The 18,061-nt window shown below is 72.8% G+C and carries 18 protein-coding genes; 10 read left to right on the forward strand and 8 right to left on the reverse strand.

Annotation, left to right across the window (positions count from 1 at the left end):
* Positions 1–69: 69 nt before the first annotated feature.
* Positions 70–468 carry an ArsR/SmtB family transcription factor gene (locus ACYVOM_RS16865; protein ID WP_460304319.1) on the forward strand — a complete coding sequence of 133 codons (399 nt, stop codon included), beginning with the start codon at positions 70–72 and terminating at the stop codon, positions 466–468.
* Between the two features lie 48 nt (positions 469–516).
* Positions 517–1,314 (forward strand): enoyl-CoA hydratase/isomerase family protein, encoded by a 798-nt coding sequence (locus ACYVOM_RS16870; protein WP_460304320.1) that lies wholly within the window; start codon positions 517–519, stop codon positions 1,312–1,314.
* A gap of 3 nt (positions 1,315–1,317) precedes the next feature.
* On the opposite strand, the gene ACYVOM_RS16875 is transcribed toward ACYVOM_RS16870, so the two are convergent.
* Together ACYVOM_RS16875 and ACYVOM_RS16880 are read right to left on the reverse strand one after the other, a co-directional pair.
* On the reverse strand, positions 1,318–2,151 hold the full coding sequence (locus ACYVOM_RS16875; RefSeq protein ID WP_460304321.1) for a hypothetical protein: 834 nt from the start codon (positions 2,149–2,151) through the stop codon (positions 1,318–1,320).
* 157 nt (positions 2,152–2,308) lie between these two features.
* Positions 2,309–3,334 (reverse strand): LacI family DNA-binding transcriptional regulator, encoded by a 1,026-nt coding sequence (locus ACYVOM_RS16880; RefSeq protein ID WP_460304322.1) that lies wholly within the window; start codon positions 3,332–3,334, stop codon positions 2,309–2,311.
* A gap of 241 nt (positions 3,335–3,575) precedes the next feature.
* Between ACYVOM_RS16880 and ACYVOM_RS16885 the strand changes: the two genes are divergently transcribed.
* The 5 genes from ACYVOM_RS16885 (at position 3,576) to ACYVOM_RS16905 (ending at position 8,433) form a co-directional block, all read left to right on the forward strand.
* The gene (locus tag ACYVOM_RS16885; protein WP_460304323.1) at positions 3,576–4,739 is read left to right on the forward strand and encodes a thiolase family protein; all 1,164 of its coding nucleotides are present in this window, start codon (positions 3,576–3,578) and stop codon (positions 4,737–4,739) included.
* A gap of 99 nt (positions 4,740–4,838) precedes the next feature.
* Positions 4,839–5,693, forward strand: coding sequence for a 3-hydroxyacyl-CoA dehydrogenase family protein (locus ACYVOM_RS16890; RefSeq protein ID WP_460304324.1), 855 nt, complete (start codon positions 4,839–4,841; stop codon positions 5,691–5,693).
* The gene (locus ACYVOM_RS16895; RefSeq protein WP_460304325.1) at positions 5,683–7,116 is read left to right on the forward strand and encodes a carboxyl transferase domain-containing protein; all 1,434 of its coding nucleotides are present in this window, start codon (positions 5,683–5,685) and stop codon (positions 7,114–7,116) included. Before ACYVOM_RS16890 ends, ACYVOM_RS16895 begins: the two co-directional genes overlap by 11 nt.
* Before the next feature lie 43 nt (positions 7,117–7,159).
* A complete protein-coding gene (locus ACYVOM_RS16900) occupies positions 7,160–7,501 on the forward strand; it encodes a hypothetical protein (RefSeq protein WP_460304326.1) in 342 nt (113 codons plus the stop codon).
* Positions 7,498–8,433, forward strand: coding sequence for a VOC family protein (locus tag ACYVOM_RS16905; protein WP_460304327.1), 936 nt, complete (start codon positions 7,498–7,500; stop codon positions 8,431–8,433). Before ACYVOM_RS16900 ends, ACYVOM_RS16905 begins: the two co-directional genes overlap by 4 nt.
* Before the next feature lie 103 nt (positions 8,434–8,536).
* On the opposite strand, the gene ACYVOM_RS16910 is transcribed toward ACYVOM_RS16905, so the two are convergent.
* Complete coding sequence (locus ACYVOM_RS16910) at positions 8,537–8,965, reverse strand: MaoC family dehydratase (protein ID WP_460304328.1); 429 nt, start codon at positions 8,963–8,965, stop codon at positions 8,537–8,539.
* Positions 8,966–8,982: 17 nt separating this feature from the next.
* Positions 8,983–9,516 carry an FAS1-like dehydratase domain-containing protein gene (locus ACYVOM_RS16915; protein ID WP_460304329.1) on the reverse strand — a complete coding sequence of 178 codons (534 nt, stop codon included), beginning with the start codon at positions 9,514–9,516 and terminating at the stop codon, positions 8,983–8,985.
* 116 nt (positions 9,517–9,632) lie between these two features.
* Here ACYVOM_RS16915 and ACYVOM_RS16920 point away from each other — a divergent pair, with 116 nt between their 5' ends.
* On the forward strand, positions 9,633–10,409 hold the full coding sequence (locus tag ACYVOM_RS16920; protein WP_460304330.1) for an SDR family NAD(P)-dependent oxidoreductase: 777 nt from the start codon (positions 9,633–9,635) through the stop codon (positions 10,407–10,409).
* Positions 10,410–10,453: 44 nt separating this feature from the next.
* Here the strand turns inward: ACYVOM_RS16920 and ACYVOM_RS16925 are convergent, their stop codons facing one another.
* Both ACYVOM_RS16925 and ACYVOM_RS16930 read right to left on the reverse strand, forming a co-directional pair.
* Positions 10,454–11,713, reverse strand: a complete 1,260-nt coding sequence (locus tag ACYVOM_RS16925; protein ID WP_460304331.1) for an amidohydrolase family protein — start codon at positions 11,711–11,713, stop codon at positions 10,454–10,456.
* A 58-nt stretch (positions 11,714–11,771) separates the two neighbouring features.
* Positions 11,772–12,641 (reverse strand): LLM class F420-dependent oxidoreductase, encoded by an 870-nt coding sequence (locus tag ACYVOM_RS16930; RefSeq protein ID WP_460304332.1) that lies wholly within the window; start codon positions 12,639–12,641, stop codon positions 11,772–11,774.
* A gap of 236 nt (positions 12,642–12,877) precedes the next feature.
* Between ACYVOM_RS16930 and ACYVOM_RS16935 the strand changes: the two genes are divergently transcribed.
* On the forward strand, positions 12,878–14,212 hold the full coding sequence (locus tag ACYVOM_RS16935) for an MFS transporter (RefSeq protein WP_460304333.1): 1,335 nt from the start codon (positions 12,878–12,880) through the stop codon (positions 14,210–14,212).
* A 270-nt stretch (positions 14,213–14,482) separates the two neighbouring features.
* Here ACYVOM_RS16935 and ACYVOM_RS16940 read toward each other — a convergent pair whose 3' ends face one another.
* Entirely contained in the window at positions 14,483–15,760 is a 1,278-nt protein-coding gene (locus ACYVOM_RS16940) for a TetR/AcrR family transcriptional regulator (protein WP_460304334.1), read from the reverse strand.
* A gap of 74 nt (positions 15,761–15,834) precedes the next feature.
* Between ACYVOM_RS16940 and ACYVOM_RS16945 the strand changes: the two genes are divergently transcribed.
* Positions 15,835–16,659 carry an SDR family oxidoreductase gene (locus ACYVOM_RS16945; RefSeq protein WP_460304335.1) on the forward strand — a complete coding sequence of 275 codons (825 nt, stop codon included), beginning with the start codon at positions 15,835–15,837 and terminating at the stop codon, positions 16,657–16,659.
* A gap of 177 nt (positions 16,660–16,836) precedes the next feature.
* Here the strand turns inward: ACYVOM_RS16945 and ACYVOM_RS16950 are convergent, their stop codons facing one another.
* Positions 16,837–17,985, reverse strand: coding sequence for a magnesium and cobalt transport protein CorA (locus ACYVOM_RS16950; RefSeq protein ID WP_460304336.1), 1,149 nt, complete (start codon positions 17,983–17,985; stop codon positions 16,837–16,839).
* Between the last annotated feature and the right edge of the window lie 76 nt (positions 17,986–18,061).

Consider the following 18,061-nt stretch of genomic DNA (forward strand, 5'->3'; position numbering starts at 1 on the left):
TGAGATAAGTTCATGGTTGCCGATGAATGAAAGCGTCGGCTGCTGACCCGGTCGAGAGGAGGGGCGGCCATGCCGCGCGAGACCGTCGCGACGACGGAAGTGCTGAAAGCGCTGAGCGACCCGATTCGATGGAACATCGTCCAGCAGATCGCGCAGGAGGAGGAGTTCGCCTGCAGTGTCCTGGAGGACACGCTGCCCGTCTCCAAGACCACGATCTCCTACCACACCAAGATCCTCACCCAGGCGGGGCTGATCGAGGTGCGCAAGCGCGGCAGGAACTACTTCTACACGCTGCGCCACGAGGTCCTGCGCGAGGTCATCGACGAGCTGTGGAAGCTGGCTCCCGGACCCCGCCTGGTCGAGGCCCCGGCGCCGGCCGAACCGGCCGCCCCCGTGCGCGCCGAGCAGGCGCGCCTCGCCGCCGCCTCGGGCGACGCCGACGGGGCCGCGGGGCTCCTCACCTGGTAGCGACGGCGCCGACGGCACGTCTGCCCACGACGCGGAAGGGACCCGTTCATGGCGTCCGCCCCCAGCGGCGCGGTGGTGCTCAGCGAGCCCGGACCCGGTGTCCGGCTGGTGACGCTGAACCTCCCCGGCGTGCGCAACGCGATGACCGAGGAGATGACCCGGGCCTGGGACCTGGCCATAGACGCGGTCGCGGCCGACCGGGAGACCCGGGTCCTCGTGGTGACCGGCGCGGGCAGCTCGTTCTGCTCCGGCGCCGACCTGTCCTGGCTCGACCAGGGGGCGGCCGAGGACGTCACCATCGACCGCCTGCGCGAGCGGATGCTGCCCTTCTACCGGAGCTGGCTGCGCCCCCGCGCCCTGCCCTTCCCGGTGATCGCCGCGGTCAACGGCCCCGCCGTCGGCGCGGGCGTGTGCCTCACCCTCGCCTGCGACCTGCGCTACGCCGCGCGCACCGCGCGCTTCAGCGTCCCGTTCATCTACCGCGGCACCCACGGCGGCATGGCCTCGACATGGCTGCTGCCCGAAGCCGTCGGCGTCACCCGCGCCCGCGAGATGCTCTACACCGGCCGCGAGATCCCCGCCGCGCAGGCGCTGGACTGGGGCCTGGTCACGGGGGTCGGCGACGACGCGCTCCAGGAGTCCCTCGACGTCGCGGCCCGGATCGCTGAGGCGGCCCCGATCGCGCTGCGCCTCACCAAGACCGGACTGGAGCAGTCCGCGGCCGGCCTGGAAGCCTCCCTTCAGTGGGAGGCCCTCGCCCAGCCCGTCACCATGACCACGTCCGACCTGCACGAGGGCATCGCCGCCTTCCGCGAGAACAGGGCGCCGCGCTTCCGCGGGCGCTGAGCGTCACCCGACGGCCTGGATGCGGGCACCGTGCCTGCCGTCGGTGTTCACCGCGCAGCTCCCGGCCCTGCGGCCCGCCGTCATGACGGCGTGGGCGCCCGGGTCGGCGGCGTGCGCGCGGCAGGTCCGGACCGCGGCGTAGAGACCGGGGACCGGGAGACGGCCGTCCACGAGGATCGCACCGGTCTCCTCGTCGACGCCCAGCTCGCTCCGCACCTCGCTCAGGGAGCCGTCGCCCCGGGCGCACCAGGCGCGCACGGCGAGTTCGGGTGTGGGGCCGTCGGCCGGGAACTCGGGCCAGCGCGAGCGCAGGGCGGGAGCCGCCGCCTCGGCACGGGCCGTGTGCGCGGCGGACCAGGTCGCGGGCCCGACGAACTCCCAGTGCCGGGAGTCCATCGCGAGGACGACCGACCGGCAGTCGACCTCGGCGACGTCGAAGCCCGCCTCCCACACGGCCTCGGCGGCCCTGGCGAGCACGGGGCGCGTCCGCGCGGTGGCGAGCCCGCCCATCCTGCGCAGCCACCGGTGTCCGAAGGCCGCCCGCGAAGACAGCGTGGCATAGCCGAGCCCGCACACCTCCCCGCCCGCGACGAGCAGCTCGTGCGCCCGCGCCTGCGCGCGCACCTGGACTCCGGCCTCCCGCGCCGCGGCGCGCAGGCCCGCGCGCAGCAGCTCGCGGGGCCGCGGGGCGCGCCGGACCGGGATCCTGCGCTCGATCAGCGGGTCCTGGTCGAGGACCAGCACGCGGGCGTCCGCGTGCGCCGCGGCGAGCGCCGCCGCGGCTCCGGCCACGCCGAATCCGACGACGACCACATCGACCTGTCCGTCCAGCGCCATCGGCCAGCCTCCTCGCCAGCACGGGCCCGCGGGGTGGGGTGGCCCCGCGAAGCTGTCTTCGTCGACGCGGCTCACCCTACGAACCTCTGGTGACACGTGTCAACGGCTGGGCGGAAGCTGCCCCGCCCCGGAATTCTCCGGATGGGGGAAGCGCCGGTCAGGTGGTCTGGCCTTGGAGGACGCGGAAGGCCTCCTCCGCGGTGCTCCGCTTGAAGGCGGCGGCGCCGGAGCCGCCGAAGCGCTCCTCGAGCGCGCTGATGATGTGGCCGAGCGAGGCGGGGACGTCGGCCGCGACCGTGCTCAGGCGGGGCGTCATCACCTGCCCGAAGGGGGCGTTCTCGACGCCGATCACCGCGACGTCGTGCGGGACGCGCAGGCCCAGCGACTGCGCGGCGTCGACGAGGGCGAGGGCCACGAGGTCGTTGTAGCAGGCCAGGCCGAGGGGGACGCCGGTGCGCGGCAGCGCCTCCGCCAGGACCTTGCGCGCGCCTTCCTGCTCCAGGGGAACGCGCAGGTACAGCGGCGGCGCGAGGGCCTCGCGGGCGCAGAAGGCCGCGACGGCGTCGGCGCGCATCTGGCCGTAGGGGTCGTCGCGCGCGTCGGACAGGAAGCCGTAGGCGAGGGTCCCGTATCCGCGCGCCTTGAGATGCGTGGCCTGGAACTCGCCGATCGCGGTGTTGTAATCCGGCTGGCCTTCGCCGGCGACCATGAAGCAGCCGGTCTCGGCGACGAACTCGATGTCGCGCGGAGAGAGGCCGCCCAGGTCGATCACCCCGGCCGGGCGCAGCGTCTCGACCATGTGCTGGAGCCGCCTGGAGGTCTCGCTGCGGGAGCGGGGGACGCTGAAGTGCACGACGGGACTGAGGCCGATCTTCTCGACCTCGTCCGACAGCACCTCGATGACCTCCTGGACGTTGGTGAACGTCGTGTAGGGGACGACGAGGAGGACGAAGTCGCTGCGGCCCATGACCAGGGCGCGCCCGGCGGCGGAGCGGACGTAACCGAGGGACAGGGCCGCCTCGCGGACCCGCTCGACGGTCTCGGCGCTGAACCGCTCGACCTGGTTGTTCAGCACATGGCTGACGGTCGCGCGGGAGACCCCGGCGCGCCTGGCGACGTCGGCGCTGGTGGCGGGGCGCGCGCGCCCGGCCGGGGCGTCCCCGTCCGTCGGCTGCCTGGGCACATCGTCTCCTGAAGGTCCGCGCGGGACGGCGCCCTTGTGGGGGCGGCTGCCCGCAACTCCCACCGTACGGCAGACGGCCCTCGCGGCGCGCATCGGTGTCCGCGATCACCGGCGTCCCGTCCGAACTGCGACCATCGATACATTTACGACTTTAGAAATATCGGTTATGGTTCGAGTCGTCGCCGGGCGGCGCCGCGCCCGGCGACGATCCACGACCCCCAGGAAGCTGTGAGGTGGCCCCGTGCCCGAAGCCGTGATCGTCAGTGCGGTCCGCACCCCCATCGGAACCGCGAGGAAGGGCACGCTCGCCGCGACCCCCGCCGAAGACCTCGCCCTCCACGTCCTGCAAGAGGCGGTGCGCCGCTCCGGCCTCGCCGCCGAGCGGTTCGACGACGTGATCTTCGGCGAGACCCTGTACGGCGGCGGCGACCTCGCCCGCCACGCCGCGGTCGCCGCGGGCATGACCCGCGTGCCCGGCGTCGCGGTGAACCGGCACTGCGCGAGCAGCCTCACCGCCCTCGGCCTCGCCGCCGCCGGCATCCGCGCCGGATCCGAGCGCGCCGTCGTCGCGGGCGGCGCCAACTCCTCCTCCCTCGGCCCCGCCCTCACCTGGGCCCCGCCGCACTCCCCCGAGCGCCGCACGCCCCCGACGTTCCCCTACACCGACGACGCCAACGACTTCACCGACCTGACCGTCGGCTGGAACGTCGCCCAGAAGTACGGCCTGACCCGCGAGGAGATGGACGCCTGGGCACTGCGCTCGCACCAGCGCGCGGTCACCGCGACCGCCGTCGGCCTGTTCGCCGACGAGATCGCGCCCATCAAGGTGACCCGGCCCGACGGCGAGGTCGTCGAGTTCGCCGCCGACGAGCACCCCCGGGCGACGACCACCGCCGAGAAGATGGCCGCGCTGAAGCCGCTGCGCCCCGAGATCGAGGGCTACTCCATCACGGCGGGGAACGCCTGCGGCTCCAACGACGCCGCCGCGGCCCTCGCCGTCGTCGCCGACGACCTCGCCCGCGCCGAGGGCCTGACCGCCCTCGCCACGGTCCGCGCCTGGGCCTCGGTCGGCGTCGACCCGAAGTACACCGGGGTCGGCGCGATCGACGCCGCGACGAAGGTCCTGGACAAGGCGGGCCTCGCCGTCGCCGACATCGACCTGTGGGAGATCAACGAGGCGTTCGCCTCGGTGCCCGTCGCCGCCTGCAAGGTCCTCGGCCTGGACGAGGCCCGCGTCAACATCTACGGCAGCGGATGCAGCCTCGGCCACCCGATCGCCGCGTCCGGCGCCCGCATGGTCACCACGCTGGTCCACGAGCTGCGCCGCCGCGGCGGCGGCCGGGGCCTGGCCACGATGTGCGCGGGCGGCGGCCAGGGCGGCGCCGTCATCGTCGAGGTCCCCTGACGCCAGGCCCCTGAACCCGGCCCCGGCCGCGCCGGAACCTGCCGCGCCGAGGCCGGCACGGCCGCCCTCCCCTGCTCACCTTCTTCCGAGGCAGACATCATGGACATCAGCAAGATCGCCGTCATCGGCGCCGGGACGATGGGCGGCGGGATCATCCAGCTCGCCGCCCAGAACGGCCTCGACGTCGTCGGCGTCGAGACCTCCGAGACCGCCGCCGAGGCGGCCCGCGCGCGCATCCGCGCGGGTCTCGACGCGACCGCCGCCCGCGGCAAGATCACCCCTGAGCAGGCCGAACGCGCCGGCTCGGCCTTCCGCATCACCACCGACCTGACCGAGATCACCAAGGCCGACCTCGTGGTCGAGGCGGTCTACGAGGACGTCGAGCTGAAGAAGCGGCTGCTCGGCGAGATCGACCGCCTCGTCGGCCCCGACACGCTCATCGCCTCCAACACCTCCACCATCCCCCTGGTCATCCTCGCCGCCGCGACCTCCCGGCCCGAGCAGGTCGTCGGCCTGCACTTCTTCAACCCCGTCCCGGCCATGCGGCTGGTCGAGGTCATCAGGACTCCCGTCACCGAGCAGCACTGCATCGACACCCTGACGGCGTTCGCGACGAGCCTCGGCAAGTCGCCCGTCCTCGTCAACGACGTGCCCGGCTTCGTGGGCAACCTCCTCATCGTCCCCTACCTCCTCGACGCCATCCGCGCGTTCGAGCGCGGCGTCGCCGACATGGAATCCATCGACTCCGTCATCACCCTCGGCTTCAACCACAAGATGGGACCGTTCCGGCTGTCCGACCTCATCGGCCTCGACATCGTCCACGACATGGCCGCGTCGATGTACGAGGAGTACAAGGACCCGCGCTACTTCCCGCCGCCTCTGCTCAAGCAGTACGTGCGCCTCGGCTGGCTGGGCGCCAAGACCGGGCGGGGCTTCTACACCTATGACGGCTGATCCGCTCCCGCCCCCGCGGTGCCCCGTCGAGGTCGTCGAGGTCGTCGAGGTCGTCGAGTCTTGGGATGACGACCTGCGCTCGGCCGACGTCCTGGAGTTCCCCGGCTACACCGCGCCCGCCGCGTCCGACGAGTCGGTCCGCACCGCCCTGGTGGACCTCGCCGGCTCCCCGGCCGCCTGGATCGACTGCGACTTCCGCAGGTCGGGCGGCACGATGGGCGCGGTCGCCGGGGTCCGGATCGTCCGGGCCTTCGACCGCGCGGCGGCGGCCGGGATCCCGGTCGTCCAGACCGTCTCGACGGGCGGCGCGCGGCTCCAGGAGGGGATGATCTCTCTGCTGCAGATGCCGCGCACGGTCTCGGCGGCGGCCCGGCACACCGCGGCGGGCCTCCGCTCGGCCGCCTACCTCCGCTCCCCCACGACCGGCGGCGTCTTCGCCTCGTTCGCGTCGCTGACTGACCTGCGGGCCGCCCAGCCGGACGCGACCATCGGGTTCGGCGGCCCCCGGGTCGTCGCCGAGGTGACCGGCGCGTTCCCGCCGCCCACGTCGCACACCGCCGAGTCGGCGCTGGCCAACGGCCTCGTCGACGCGATCGTCCCGCCGGAACGCTGCTGGGAGTGGCTCGCGTCGGCGGTGGGCGCGGCCGACGGGTTCCCGCTCGCGCTGCCGCCCGGCCGCCCCGCCGCGCCCGATCCGAGCCCCGCGCGGCCCGACCCCTACGACCACCTGCTGCGGGCGCGCGGCCCGCACCGGCCGTCCGGCCTGGAGTGGGCGGCGTGGCTCACCGACTCCTGGGTGGAGATCGGCGGGTCCGACCCGGCGGTCCGGGCGGGCATCGCCGCCGTCGGCGGATGGCGCGCGGTCGTCGTCGCGATGGACAGGTTCGCCGGACGAACCCCGGGCGCGCCGGGCCCTGGCGCTTTCCGGCTCGCCCAGCGCGCGGTACGGCTCGCCGACCGGCTCGGCCTGCCCGTCGTCACCCTTGTCGACACCCCCGGCGCGGACCCCCGGCCGGACTCCGAGGCGGGCGGGGTGGCGTCCGAGATCGCCCGGACCCTGCTCGCCCTCGCCGAACTCGCCTCCCCGAGCGTCTGCCTCGTGGTCGGCGAGGGCGGCAGCGGCGGCGCGATGGCGCTCGCCCACACCGACCGGCTGCTGGTCCTGGACGGGGCCGTGTTCTCCGTCATCGGGCCGGAGGCCGGAGCCGCGGTGCTCTACCGCGACGCCGGGCGCGCGCCCGAACTGACCAGGGCGCTGCGGGTGACCCCGCGCGACCTGCTGCGGCTCGGCGTCGCCGACGCCGTGGTGCCCGAGGACGTGGCGGCGGTCCGGGAGGCCGTCTGCGCGGCCCTCGCCGGCTCCCGGCCGGGCACCCGCGACGGCAGGCCCGACGCGGCCACCGCCGCCGCCGTGACCTCCTAGGCCTTCGCACCACCCCGCACACCCAACGAGAAGGAGGCCCGAGATGGGCAGATCAGTGCTGCTCGCGTGGAGCAGCCCGGTGCCGGACGGCGCCGCCGAGCTGGCGCGATGGTACGACGAGGTGCACATCCCCGACGTCCGGGCCGCGATCCCGGCGATCGACCGCGTCGTGCGTTACCGCGTCGCGGCGGAGCCCGGCGAGCCGCCGAGGTTCCTCACCGTCTACGAACTCGCCGACGACGATGTGGCGACCGCCGCCGCGCAGTTGGGCGAGGCCGCCAAGGCGGGCCGGCTGACGCCGTCGGCGGCGATGGACCTGGCGACCCGGCCGCCCGTACTGGAATGGGCCGTCGCCGAGCCGGCCGCTCAGGAGGAGACGCGATGAGGCAGCAGCCCAAGCAGACCGGCGACTTCGGGATCGGCCGGATGGTCCACGTCGTGCACATGTCCGACGACGCACAGGAACTCCGCGAATGGTACGAGCGGGTCTTCGGCGGGTTCGTCTACATGGGCGTCGAGGAACCGAACTACCTGCCGTGGGAGGACCGCCACGCGACCCTCCTGATGATCGGCGACCTGTGCGTCGAGACGATGTCGCCCGCCGCGCCGGTCAATCCGAAGCTGCCGGTCGGCAAGTTCTACACGAAGTTCGGCAGGCACCTGCACTCGGTCGGCTACAAGGTCGACGACCTCGTCGGCCTGGCCGAGCGGATGCTGGACTCCGGCATCTACATCGGCAAGCCCGGCGGCGGCCGGATCGAGACGTTCGACCCGGAGACCGCCTACGTCTTCCCGAGCCCGCGCGACACCGCGGGCCTCATGGTCGAGCTGTGCCGCACGGACATGCCCTCGGACCCGCGCGACCTGGACACCTGGACGTCGCTGGAGAAGATGTGGCGCACCCACCCGCTCACCCTTGAGCGGTTCCAGTGCGTGACCCTCGGCGTGAAGGACCTGGAGTCGGCCGTGAAGATCTACGCCGACACGATGCAGGCCGTGCCGATCCGCTCCGGCACCGACGCCGACCTGGAGGCGAAGTCCGAGGTCCTGCGCCTGGGCGACTGCCTCCTGCAACTGGTCGAGCCGCTGAACGACGACTCCGACCTGGGCCGCCACGTCGCCCGGTGGGGCAACATGATCTACAGCCTGCGCTTCAAGGTGACCGATGTCGACGCCGCCGAGTCCTGGCTGAACGCCAACGGCGTCCGCACCGCCCGCCCGCGCCCGGAACTCCTCGTCACGAACACCGAGGACTCCTTCGGCGCGCCGCTGTACTTCAGCAGCGAGGCCTTCGAGGTCGATCCTCGCAGCGCCTGACGTGAGGGGCGGGCCGGCGCTCGCCGGTCCGCCCCTCACGACGAAGAGAAGGCCCCTGGGACGGATTCCGTCCCAGGGGCCTTCTCTTCGCTTCGTTCCCGTGTCAGCCGGTCACGAGGACGCGGGCGGTGCCGGTGACGAGGCGGTCGCCGTTCCGGCGGTCGGCCCAGACCGCGACGGTCAGGGCCGTCGAGCCGTCGCGGGCGGTCTCCAGAGCGGTGACCACGCCGCCGCAAGTGACCTCGTCGCCCTTGAGGGCGGGGGCCTTGAAGCGGCAGTCCAGGTGTTCCAGGCGGCCGCCCAGGGGGCGGGCCCAGTCGTCGGCCATCCGGTGGAGCCAGCTCCAGATGAGGTTGCCCATCCCGATGGCGCCGGGATAGCCCGCGGCCCTGCCGGCCTCGTCGTCCATGTGGATGCCGACGTACTCGTCGTTGACCGCGGCGAAGCGGTTCCACATCTCCAGGCCCGTGGTCCGGGTGAAGCCCGGGATTGCGGTGCCTTCGGCGAGGGGGCGCACTGCGGTTTCGGTCATCGGTTCCTCCCGGTGGTTCAGTAGCGGATGAGGGTCATGCGGAACGTCTTGACCTCGTCGCCGTCCTGGTTGGTCCAGACGGTGGCCGTGTCGGTCATGAGCATCCGGCCGAGGCGGCCGGTGCGCTCGGAGTACCCGGTGACCGCCGTGGTGGTGCTGATGACGTCGCCGAGCCGCATGGGCACGCCGGTGTAGTCGGCGGCGACTCCCCCGTTGAGGGCGCGCTTCAGCTCGGGCGGGCGGACGCCGAGGAAGTGCTCCATGGCGCCGGAGGCGCGGTAGGACGGGTCGAGGTCGATCTCGACGCCCGTCCCGGTGGTCTCGGCGGCGCCCCACGCGAACGGGTTGAAGTCCAGCGGGGCCACGAGGGTGCGGTCCCGCTCGGCGGCCGGGTCGGTGTAGCGCGCGGGGGGCCTGTCGGGGAAGTGGACCGCGGCCGCCCAGCGGCGGATGTCGGACGCGCCGACCGGGTACGACGTCAGGCGGCGGTAGGGCCTGCCGACGATCTCCAGCATGTCGGGCCGGATGAGGCTCTCGTCGCGTTCGCTCATGTGCCCTCTGTTCTCTTTCCCTCGGCCGGGCGGCAGGGCGCGGCCGAGTCGTGCGGTCAGGGTGATCGTACTCTATAGTTCGATAGATTGATAACTTTCACAGGAAGGCCCCCCACATGACTGCAGAGCAGACGCACACGGGAAGGCGCGCCCTCGTGACGGGCGCCGGCCAGCGGCTGGGCCGCGTCCTCGCCCGGGAACTGGCCGCCCGGGGCGCGGACGTCCTCGTCAACGACCTCGACCTCGCCCGCGCCGAGGCGGTCTCCGCCGAGATCCGCGACGCCGGAGGCAAGGCCTCCCCCGCCGTCTTCGACGTGACGGACTTCGCCTCCGTGATGGCCGCCGCCGAGGCCCTCGGGCCGGTCGACGTCCTGGTGAACAACGCGGGCAACGCCGGCCGCCTCGGCGGCCCCAGCCGCGACGATTTCGCCCCGTTCACCGCCACCGGCCCCGAGGACTGGCACGGTTTCCTGAGCGTCAACCTGTACGGGGTGATGCACTGCGCCCGCGCCTTCGTGCCCGCGATGACCGAGCGGTCCTGGGGCAGGGTGGTGACGATCATCTCCGACGCCGGACGCCTCGGGGAGTCCACGATGGCCGCGTACTCCGCCGCCAAGGCGGGCGCCGCCGGGTTCAGCCGGGCCCTGGCCCGCGAGGTCGGCCGGCACGGCGTGACCGTCAACTGCGTCTCCCTCGGCACCGTCGGCCCCGACCGGGCCGAAGGCGAGCCCGACGCGCCCGAGCTCGCCCCGTCCGTCAGCAGGTACGTGATCCGACGCTCGGGACGGCCCGACGAGGTGGCCGCGATGGTCGCGTTCCTGTCCGGCCCGCAGGCCGGATGGGTGACCGGCCAGACCTACCCCGTCAACGGCGGCTACTCCTTCGCCCTGTGAGACACGTCGGCGCGCGGCGGGGGCCGCGCGCCGACGGACCCCGCTCAGGCGGAGTGGTTGAGCTCGTACAGGCGGCGCCACTCGTGCTTGGAGCGCACCGTGGTGTCGACGTCAGGGGAAAGCGCGCGCAGCGCCCCGACGTTCGCCTGCTCCTTCGGGATGACCGCGAACGGGTCGATGTCGAAGAAGCGGCAGGTGTTCTGCCAGGTGATCATGTCGATCTCGTGGTCGGGCACGCCCGAGCCGCGCATCTCGGCCAGGACGAACTCCGGCGCGTTCGGCCAGATCGAGTCCGAGTGCGGGTAGTCGCACTCCCACGCGATCATCTCGATGCCGATGTCGTGGCGGACCTTCAGCGCGGTCGGGTCGGTGACGTAGCAGGCCAGCGAGTGCTCCTTGAAGATCTCGCTGGGCAGCTTGCCGCCGAAGTCGTGGCCCAGCCACTTCTGGTTCGTGTAGTGCCGGTCGCAGCGGTCCAGGTAGAACGGGATCCAGCCGATGCCGGCCTCGGACCAGGCGATCTTCAGGTCGGGGTACTTGCGCATCGCGCCGCCCCACAGCAGGTCCTGCGCGGCGAACGTGGAGACCTGGGTCGCGAGGATGATGAAGTTGTCGACGGGCGCGCCGGGCGCGCCGTTGATCGCGCCGAAGCCCTGGCCGATGTGCAGGCACATGACGACGCCGGTCTCGGAGACCGCGCGGAAGAACGGGTCCCAGTACTCCAGGTCGTGGTAGCTCGGCAGGCCCTGGATGTGCGGCAGTTCCGGCATCGTCACGGCCTTGACGCCCTTGGCCGCGACCCGCCGGACCTCCTTGGCCAGCTCCTCAGGGTCCCACACGGGGCCGAGCGCGATCGGGATGAAGCGGCCCGGGTACGTGGCGGCCCACTCGTCGATGTGCCAGTCGTTGTAGGCCTTCAGCATGATCAGGGCCAGGTCCTTGTCCTGGGCCTCCTGGAAGAAGCGGGCGCTGAAGCCGGCGAACGACGGGAAGCACATCGAGGCGAGGATCCCGTTGCGGTTCATGTCCTTGACGCGCTCGTGGATGTCGTAGCTGCCGGGGCGCATCTCGGCGAAGGTCGAGGGGTTGAGGCCCCACTCCTCGTTCGGCCAGCCGACGACCGCGTTCAGGCTGCTGGACGCGCTCGGGACGCCCTGGAACCACCACTTCTCGTAGCCGTTCTCGTCCATGATGGACTTGGGCGCCTGGTCCTTGTACTTCTCGGGCACATGGCCGTCGAACATGTCGCGCGGCTCGACCACATGGTCGTCGATGCTCACCAGGATCAGGTCTTCGACGTTCACTGGGGTTTCCTCTCTGGGTCCGGTCGGGGATGTCGCGGGCGGCGCGCCGGGGCGCCGTTCACCACCGGGAGATCTCGGGGATGACCTTCGCGCCGAGCGTCTCCAGCGGGGTGAGGGAGGCGACGGCGGGAAGCGCGCAGTAGACGGTCGTGAAGCCGAGGTCGTGGAGCCGGCGCAGCTCCTCCAGCAGGGTGTCGACGGCGCCGGGCTCGTCGACCGCGACGGGCAGCACCGCGGTGTTCTCGATCTCGGCGGGGTCGCGGCCGAGGACCGCGCAGTGCTCGCGCAGCCGCGTGATCTTCTGGCCGGCGTCGGGGCCGCCGAACACGTTGAAGGCGTCGGCGTACCGCGCGGCCAGGCGCAGGGTCTTGCGCTCGCCTCCGCCGCCGACCAGCACGCGCGGACGCGGCGCGGAGACGGGGCGCGGCTCGTTCAGGGTGCTGGCGAGCTTGTAGTGCTCGCCGACGTAGGAGCCGTTGTCGTCGCCCCACATCTGGAGGCAGATCTGCAGCGTCTCGGCGAGGCGCTCGAAGCGCTCGCCCTGCGGGGCGAACGGGAGCCCGAGGCCCTGGGCCTCCTCGTCGTTCCAGCCCGTGCCGATGCCGAGCCAGGCCCTGCCCTCGGACAGGACGTCGAGGGTGGTGACCATCTTGGCCAGCAGGCCGGGCGCCCGGTAGGTCGCGGCGGTGACGAGCGTCTGCAGCTCGATCTTCCGGGTCTGCCCGGCGAGAAAGCCGAGCGCGGTGTAGGCCTCCAGCATCGGCTCGTTCTCCTCGCCGATGAGGCTGATCTGCCACAGATGATCGGTGAGGCTCAGCCGGGCGAACCCGGCGTCCTCGGCCGTCCGCGCCACCCGACCCAGCGCCCCGGCCATCTGCCGGGGCGCGCCGAAGCTCGCGTAGTCATTGATGTGCAGTGCAAGTCTCATGCGATACCCCGGGCCGTCCCACTACGCAGAACATTTCGAAATCCATCCATCTATCGCATCATTGCGCACCAAGCGCGCAGAACGCAACGGGCTTGACAGACCCGGCAGGGCGTTCCTTAGATTTAAATCTCTCGATCTGTGAGCTGAGTCACCGGAGCTGCCTCGGCCGGGATCGTCCCGACAGACCCCCCCACCGGCAGGCGTCGAACGCGCCAGCCTCTCTTCGGGAGACCCCCATGCCACGCGATCCCCGCCGCGCACCCCTGCCCCCGGCCGCCCGCAAGGCCGCCCTCGCAGGATTCGTCGGCACCTTCATCGAGTACTACGACTTCGCGCTCTACGGCGTCCTCACCGTCTACTTCTCGCCGCTGTTCTTCCCCGCCGACGACACCTCGACGTCCCTGCTCACCGGCCTCGCCGTGTTCGGCGCCGGCTTCGTCGCCCGACCCGTCGGCGGCATCATCTTCGGCCGGATCGGCGACCGGCACGGCCGCCGGCCCGCGCTCGTCGCCAGCGTGCTGCTCATGGGCCTGTGCAGCACGCTCGTCGCGCTGCTGCCGACCTACGAGACCCTCGGGATCGCCGCGCCGATCCTCCTGGTGATCCTGCGCCTCGGCCAAGGCGTCTCCGCGGGCAGCGAAATGCTCGGGTCCATCACCTATGTCCTGGAGTCCGTGCCCAGGTCGCGGCGGGTCCTCCTGGCCTCGCTCACCCCCATGGGCGCGCTCGCGGGCGGCACCGTCAGCTCGGTCGTCGCCGCGATCCTCGCGGGCGCGCTCGGCGGCGACGCCATGGCGTCCTACGGCTGGCGGATCGCGTTCCTCCTCGCCGCGCCCCTCGCCGTCTTCGCCCTGCTCATCCGCTCGCGGCTGGAGGACTCGCCCGAGTTCACCGAGGTCGCCGCGCAGCGCGAGGTCGTCAAGACGCCGCTGCGCGAGATCTTCCGGTCGCACCGCCGCAACCTGCTCATCGCGGGCGGCATCGCGATGGCCGCCAACGGAGCGCCGAACACCGCGATCTGGTTCCACTCCTACCTGGTGGGCGAGCGCGGCATCCCCGGCGAGCAGGTGTTCGCCGCCAGCGCGCTGATGGGCGTCCCGATCGCGCTGCTCTCCCCCGTCGCCGGACGCCTCTGCGACAGGTTCGGACAGCGCCGCGTGCTGGTCGCCGTGCTCATCGGGTACCTGGTGGTCTCCTTCCCGGTGCTGCATTTCATCTCGTCGGCGAGCGGCGTGCTCCAGCTCATCGTGGTGATGGGCTCGTTCAGCCTCCTCGGCGCCCTCGTCCAGGCCCCCGCGTTCAGCTACATCGCCGAACTCTTCCCCGCCCCCGTCCGCTACACCGGCGCCAACTTCGGCCAGAACATCGGCACCGTCTTCGGCAGCGGCGTCGCCCCCTTCGTCGCCGCCCTGCTCGTCACCGCCACCGGCTCCACCCTCGGCCCGGGCCTCTGGATCGTCACCGTCTGCCTCATCGCCTTCACCGCCCTGTCCTTCCGCGCCGTCCACTACATGGCCGGCGTCGACTCCGCCGACACGGCCCGCGGCAAGCCCGCCGCCGAGCCCGCCTGACCCCGCCGGAAGGCCGGTTCCGTCATCGCCGCGGCGCTCGCCGTCGCGGCGATGACGGCCGTGGTCCCCCGCCGGGCGGCTTCGTCGTGTTCCCCGCGGTCAACGCACCCACCGGCGGGGACATCGACGGGCCGACCTTCCGCCGCCTCGGCAGATGCTCATCCTCGTCGGGCCGCCGAACTCGTCGTGGGTGCTCACCGCGGTCCCCACTCGGCTCGACGGACAGCGACCGTGGCGCGCCGGGCCTGGCCCGCCCGGCGCGCGAGGGTGTCAGGCGGGGGTGAGGACGCGGAGGGCGCCTTCCACGAGGGCTCGGCGGGCTTCGTCGGGGGGTAGGGGGACGCTTGAGCTGCCGGCGCTGCCTATGACGAGGGTGCCCAGGGCCATCCAGGCGCGCATGCGGGTCGCGGGGTCGGCGGAGCGGCCCGCGAGGGAGGTGACGAGGAGTTCTCCCAGGTCCAGGCCGTCCTCCACCTGGACGGCGCCGGTGGTCTCGGCCACGTCGGACAGCAGGAGGCCGACCTGGCGGCGGTGGCGCAGGGCGATGTCGGCGAAGTCCCGGACGACGGCCTCGGCCACCCGCTCGTCGGGGACGAGGGCGAGCCGCGCGGCCATCGCGGTGATCTCCTCGACGGCGGGGGCGAGCAGCTCGCGGAGGATCGCCTCCTTGTCGGCGAAGTGGTACAGGACCGAGGCCTTGGAGCAGCCGACCTCCGTGGCCAGGTCCTGGAGCGAGGTGCCCCGGTAGCCGCGCGCCACGAACAGGCGCAGCGCCGCGTCGAGGAGCCTGTCGTGCAGCACGCCGCGCCGGTGCCTGACCTCGGCCCGCGGCGGGGTCCGGGGCCCTTCGGGGACCTCCGAGCCCTGCGCCTCGGCCGGGCCGCGCCGCGCCGACGGTGCGGCGGCGGACGCGGGCCGCTCGGCGAAGAGCGGCGGAAGATCAGGACCGAGGTGACCCGGGAGGAGGGCGGCGAGGGCCGGGGCCACGCGGGCGGCGAGTTCCTCGGGCGACTCGGGCCGGGGGCGGTGCAGCCAGTCGGTGGCGGCGGAAAGGAGCGTGCCGGCGAGGAGGGCGGAGGTCGGGTCGTCGGGAATGTCCGCCGGGTCGTCGGCGTGGCTGGCGGCGGACGGGCTGGTGAAGTTGACGTGGATGGCGATCGTGAGGCGGCGGCGCAGGTGGTCGATGACGCGGGCGCTGCCGGTCGGGCCGAGCAGGGCGCGGTAGAGGTCGGCGCGTTCGCCGATCCGGGCGAAGAGCTCGGCGAGGGCGTCCCCGCCGCGGCCGACCACCTCCGGCGGGGACCCCGGGCCGACGACGGGGGCGGCGGCGATGATCTCGTCGAACAGCGCGGTGCAGGCGTGCGCGGCGAGGTCGTGGGCGTCGGTGAAGTGCTCGTAGAAGGTCGAGCGGTTGACGCCCGCGCGCTTGGTGACGTCGGACACCGAGATCTGGTCGAGGTCGCGGGAGGCCACGAGGTCGAGCAGCGCGTCCTGGAGGCGGGCGCGGGTCCGCTGCGCGCGCGGGCTGACGGTCGGGTGTTCGGTCACCCTCCCAGGGTATTATTCCAACGCCTGTCGGGAATACAACAGGTGTTGGAATTCACCCCCGAAGGGAAGCAATCATGGCCGACCAGGTCGTAGTCGTCATCGGCACCGGAGGCATGGGCGAGGCCATCGCCCGGCGTGTCGGCTCGGGCGCGCACCTCCTCCTCGCCGACTTCAGCGCGGAGGTCCTGGAGGCCGCCGCCGCCCGGCTGTCCGGCGAAGGCCAGCGGGTCACCTCCCAGATCGTCGACGTGACGTCCCGCGCGTCCGTCGCCGCCCTGGCGAAGACCGCGGCGGGCCTCGGCGACATCGCCAAGGTCGTGCACACCGCGGGCCTGTCCCCCGTCCAGGCCCCGGTCGAGGCGATCCTCGCGGTGGACCTCCTGGGCGTCGCGCTCGTCCTCGAGGAGTTCGGCGAGGTCGTCGCGCGCGGCGCGGCCGGGCTGGTGATCTCCAGCATGGCCGGCTACCACATGTCCGGCCTGGCGCCCGAGGAGATCGCGCAGCTCGCGACGGCCCCCGCCGACGACCTGCCGGCCCTGCCCGTCGCCGACCCCGCGAAGTTCGCCGGCAACAGCGGCTTCGCCTACGTCTTCGCCAAGCACGCCAACCACCTGCGGGTGCGCGCGGCGAACGGGGTGTGGGGCCGCCGGGGCGCGCGGGTCAACTCGATCAGCCCCGGCGTCATCGCCACCCCGATGGGCATGCAGGAGCTGTCCGGCGAGAGCGGCGCGCACATGCGGCAGATGATCGACGGCTCGAACGCCGGACGCGTCGGCACCCCCGAGGACATCGCCGCCGCGGCGGCGTTCCTCCTCGGCCCCGACTCCACCTTCGTCTCGGGCACCGACCTCCTGGTCGACGGCGGCGTCACCGCCACCCTGACGACCCCGCGGACCTGACCCCGGATCACCCCTGCCGACCGATCGGTCAGAGTTGACCGATCGGTCATAGGCAGGGACGGCCGTCAGACGGGCACCGGCGTCGAGGACGTGATCCGGCTGGTGCCGAGGTGGTCTGCGCCCAGCGCGCGCGTCCTCGGACCCGCCGTCGGCGGGCTGCGCGCCCGCTGAGGTCCGCTAGAGCCAGTCGCGGCGTTTGAACAGCAGATAGAGGGTGACGCAGGTGGCGGCCATGAGGCACAGGGCGAACGGGTAGCCGAAGTTCCAGTGCAGCTCGGGCATGTGGTCGAAGTTCATGCCGTAGACGGTGCCGATGAGGGTCGGCGCGAAGAGGATCGCCGCCCAGGACGAGATCTTCTTGATCTCCTCGTTCTGCGCGGTGTTGGCCAGGGCCAGGTTGCGCATCTCCTCGTTCTGCGCCTGGGTGACGAGGGTGGCGTTGACGGTGAGGATGTCGCTGAGGTTCTGGCGGAACCCGTCGACGCGCTCGGCGACGATCGTGGCGTGGTCGGCGACGTCGCGCAGGTAGCGCTGGAGCTCCTCGTCGGTGCCGTACTTGGCGAACCCTGCCGACAGGTTCTCCAGCATCCGCAGCAGCGGCCGGGTGGCGCGCTGGAACTCCACGACCTCGCGGGACAGCTCGTAGATGCGCCGTGACACGCCGGGCTCCAGGCGGAAGACCTCGGTCTCGATCTCGTCGATGTCGTTCTGCAGCCCGGCGACGACGGGCGCGTACCCGTCGACGACGGCGTCCATGACGGCGTAGAGGATCGCCTCGGGGCCGAGCCGCAGCAGCTCCGGGTCGTCCTCCATGCGGCGGCGCACGACGGACAGGTCGGGCGCCTCGCTGTGCCGGACCGTCACGACGAAGTTCGGCCCGACGAACACGTGCAGCTCGCCGAAGTCGACCTCCTCCTCGGACTCGACGTAGCGGGCGGCGCGCAATACCGCGAACAGGGTCTCGCCGTACCGCTCCAGCTTGGGCCGCTGGTGCGCGACGATCGCGTCCTCGACCGCGAGCTCGTGCAGCCCGAACCGCTCGGCGAGGGTGAGCAGCTGGGAGTCCGCGGGCCGGTACAGCCCGATCCAGGCGACGGTCCCCGGCCGCTCCTGGAGCCGCTGGAACGTGTCGGCGAGCGTCGGCGGCGAGTCGGTCCGCCGCCCCCCGAAGTACAGGGCGGTGTCGACGAGGCTGTGCTCGACCGGCGGCCGGTCCTCCTCCCGGGCCTCGGGATCCATGTCCCGCTCCGGAGCCCGCCCCGCCCCCGCCCCGCCGGCCCCCAGCCGCTTGGGCAGCAGCCCCCGCAACCGATGCTGATCCGCCAACACCCTCACCTCCCGCCCCCATGATCCCTTCTGCGCCGTCCGCCCGGCCACCCGGCTCCCCCGACCGGCCGTTCGA

The sequence above is a fragment of the Actinocorallia aurea genome (assembly GCF_054783995.1).

Bases quoted from the DNA above. Each gene is read 5' to 3' on its own strand.
- ACYVOM_RS16930 (WP_460304332.1), bottom strand. From the start codon at position 12,641: ATGAGACTTGCACTGCACATCAATGACTACGCGAGCTTCGGCGCGCCC.
- ACYVOM_RS16875 (WP_460304321.1), bottom strand. From the start codon at position 2,151: ATGGCGCTGGACGGACAGGTCGATGTGGTCGTCGTCGGATTCGGCGTG.
- ACYVOM_RS16900 (WP_460304326.1), top strand. From the start codon at position 7,160: ATGGGCAGATCAGTGCTGCTCGCGTGGAGCAGCCCGGTGCCGGACGGC.
- ACYVOM_RS16935 (WP_460304333.1), top strand. From the start codon at position 12,878: ATGCCACGCGATCCCCGCCGCGCACCCCTGCCCCCGGCCGCCCGCAAG.
- ACYVOM_RS16910 (WP_460304328.1), bottom strand. From the start codon at position 8,965: ATGACCGAAACCGCAGTGCGCCCCCTCGCCGAAGGCACCGCAATCCCG.
- ACYVOM_RS16895 (WP_460304325.1), top strand. From the start codon at position 5,683: ATGACGGCTGATCCGCTCCCGCCCCCGCGGTGCCCCGTCGAGGTCGTC.
- ACYVOM_RS16870 (WP_460304320.1), top strand. From the start codon at position 517: ATGGCGTCCGCCCCCAGCGGCGCGGTGGTGCTCAGCGAGCCCGGACCC.
- ACYVOM_RS16945 (WP_460304335.1), top strand. From the start codon at position 15,835: ATGGCCGACCAGGTCGTAGTCGTCATCGGCACCGGAGGCATGGGCGAG.
- ACYVOM_RS16915 (WP_460304329.1), bottom strand. From the start codon at position 9,516: ATGAGCGAACGCGACGAGAGCCTCATCCGGCCCGACATGCTGGAGATC.
- ACYVOM_RS16890 (WP_460304324.1), top strand. From the start codon at position 4,839: ATGGACATCAGCAAGATCGCCGTCATCGGCGCCGGGACGATGGGCGGC.
- ACYVOM_RS16920 (WP_460304330.1), top strand. From the start codon at position 9,633: ATGACTGCAGAGCAGACGCACACGGGAAGGCGCGCCCTCGTGACGGGC.
- ACYVOM_RS16865 (WP_460304319.1), top strand. From the start codon at position 70: ATGCCGCGCGAGACCGTCGCGACGACGGAAGTGCTGAAAGCGCTGAGC.
- ACYVOM_RS16905 (WP_460304327.1), top strand. From the start codon at position 7,498: ATGAGGCAGCAGCCCAAGCAGACCGGCGACTTCGGGATCGGCCGGATG.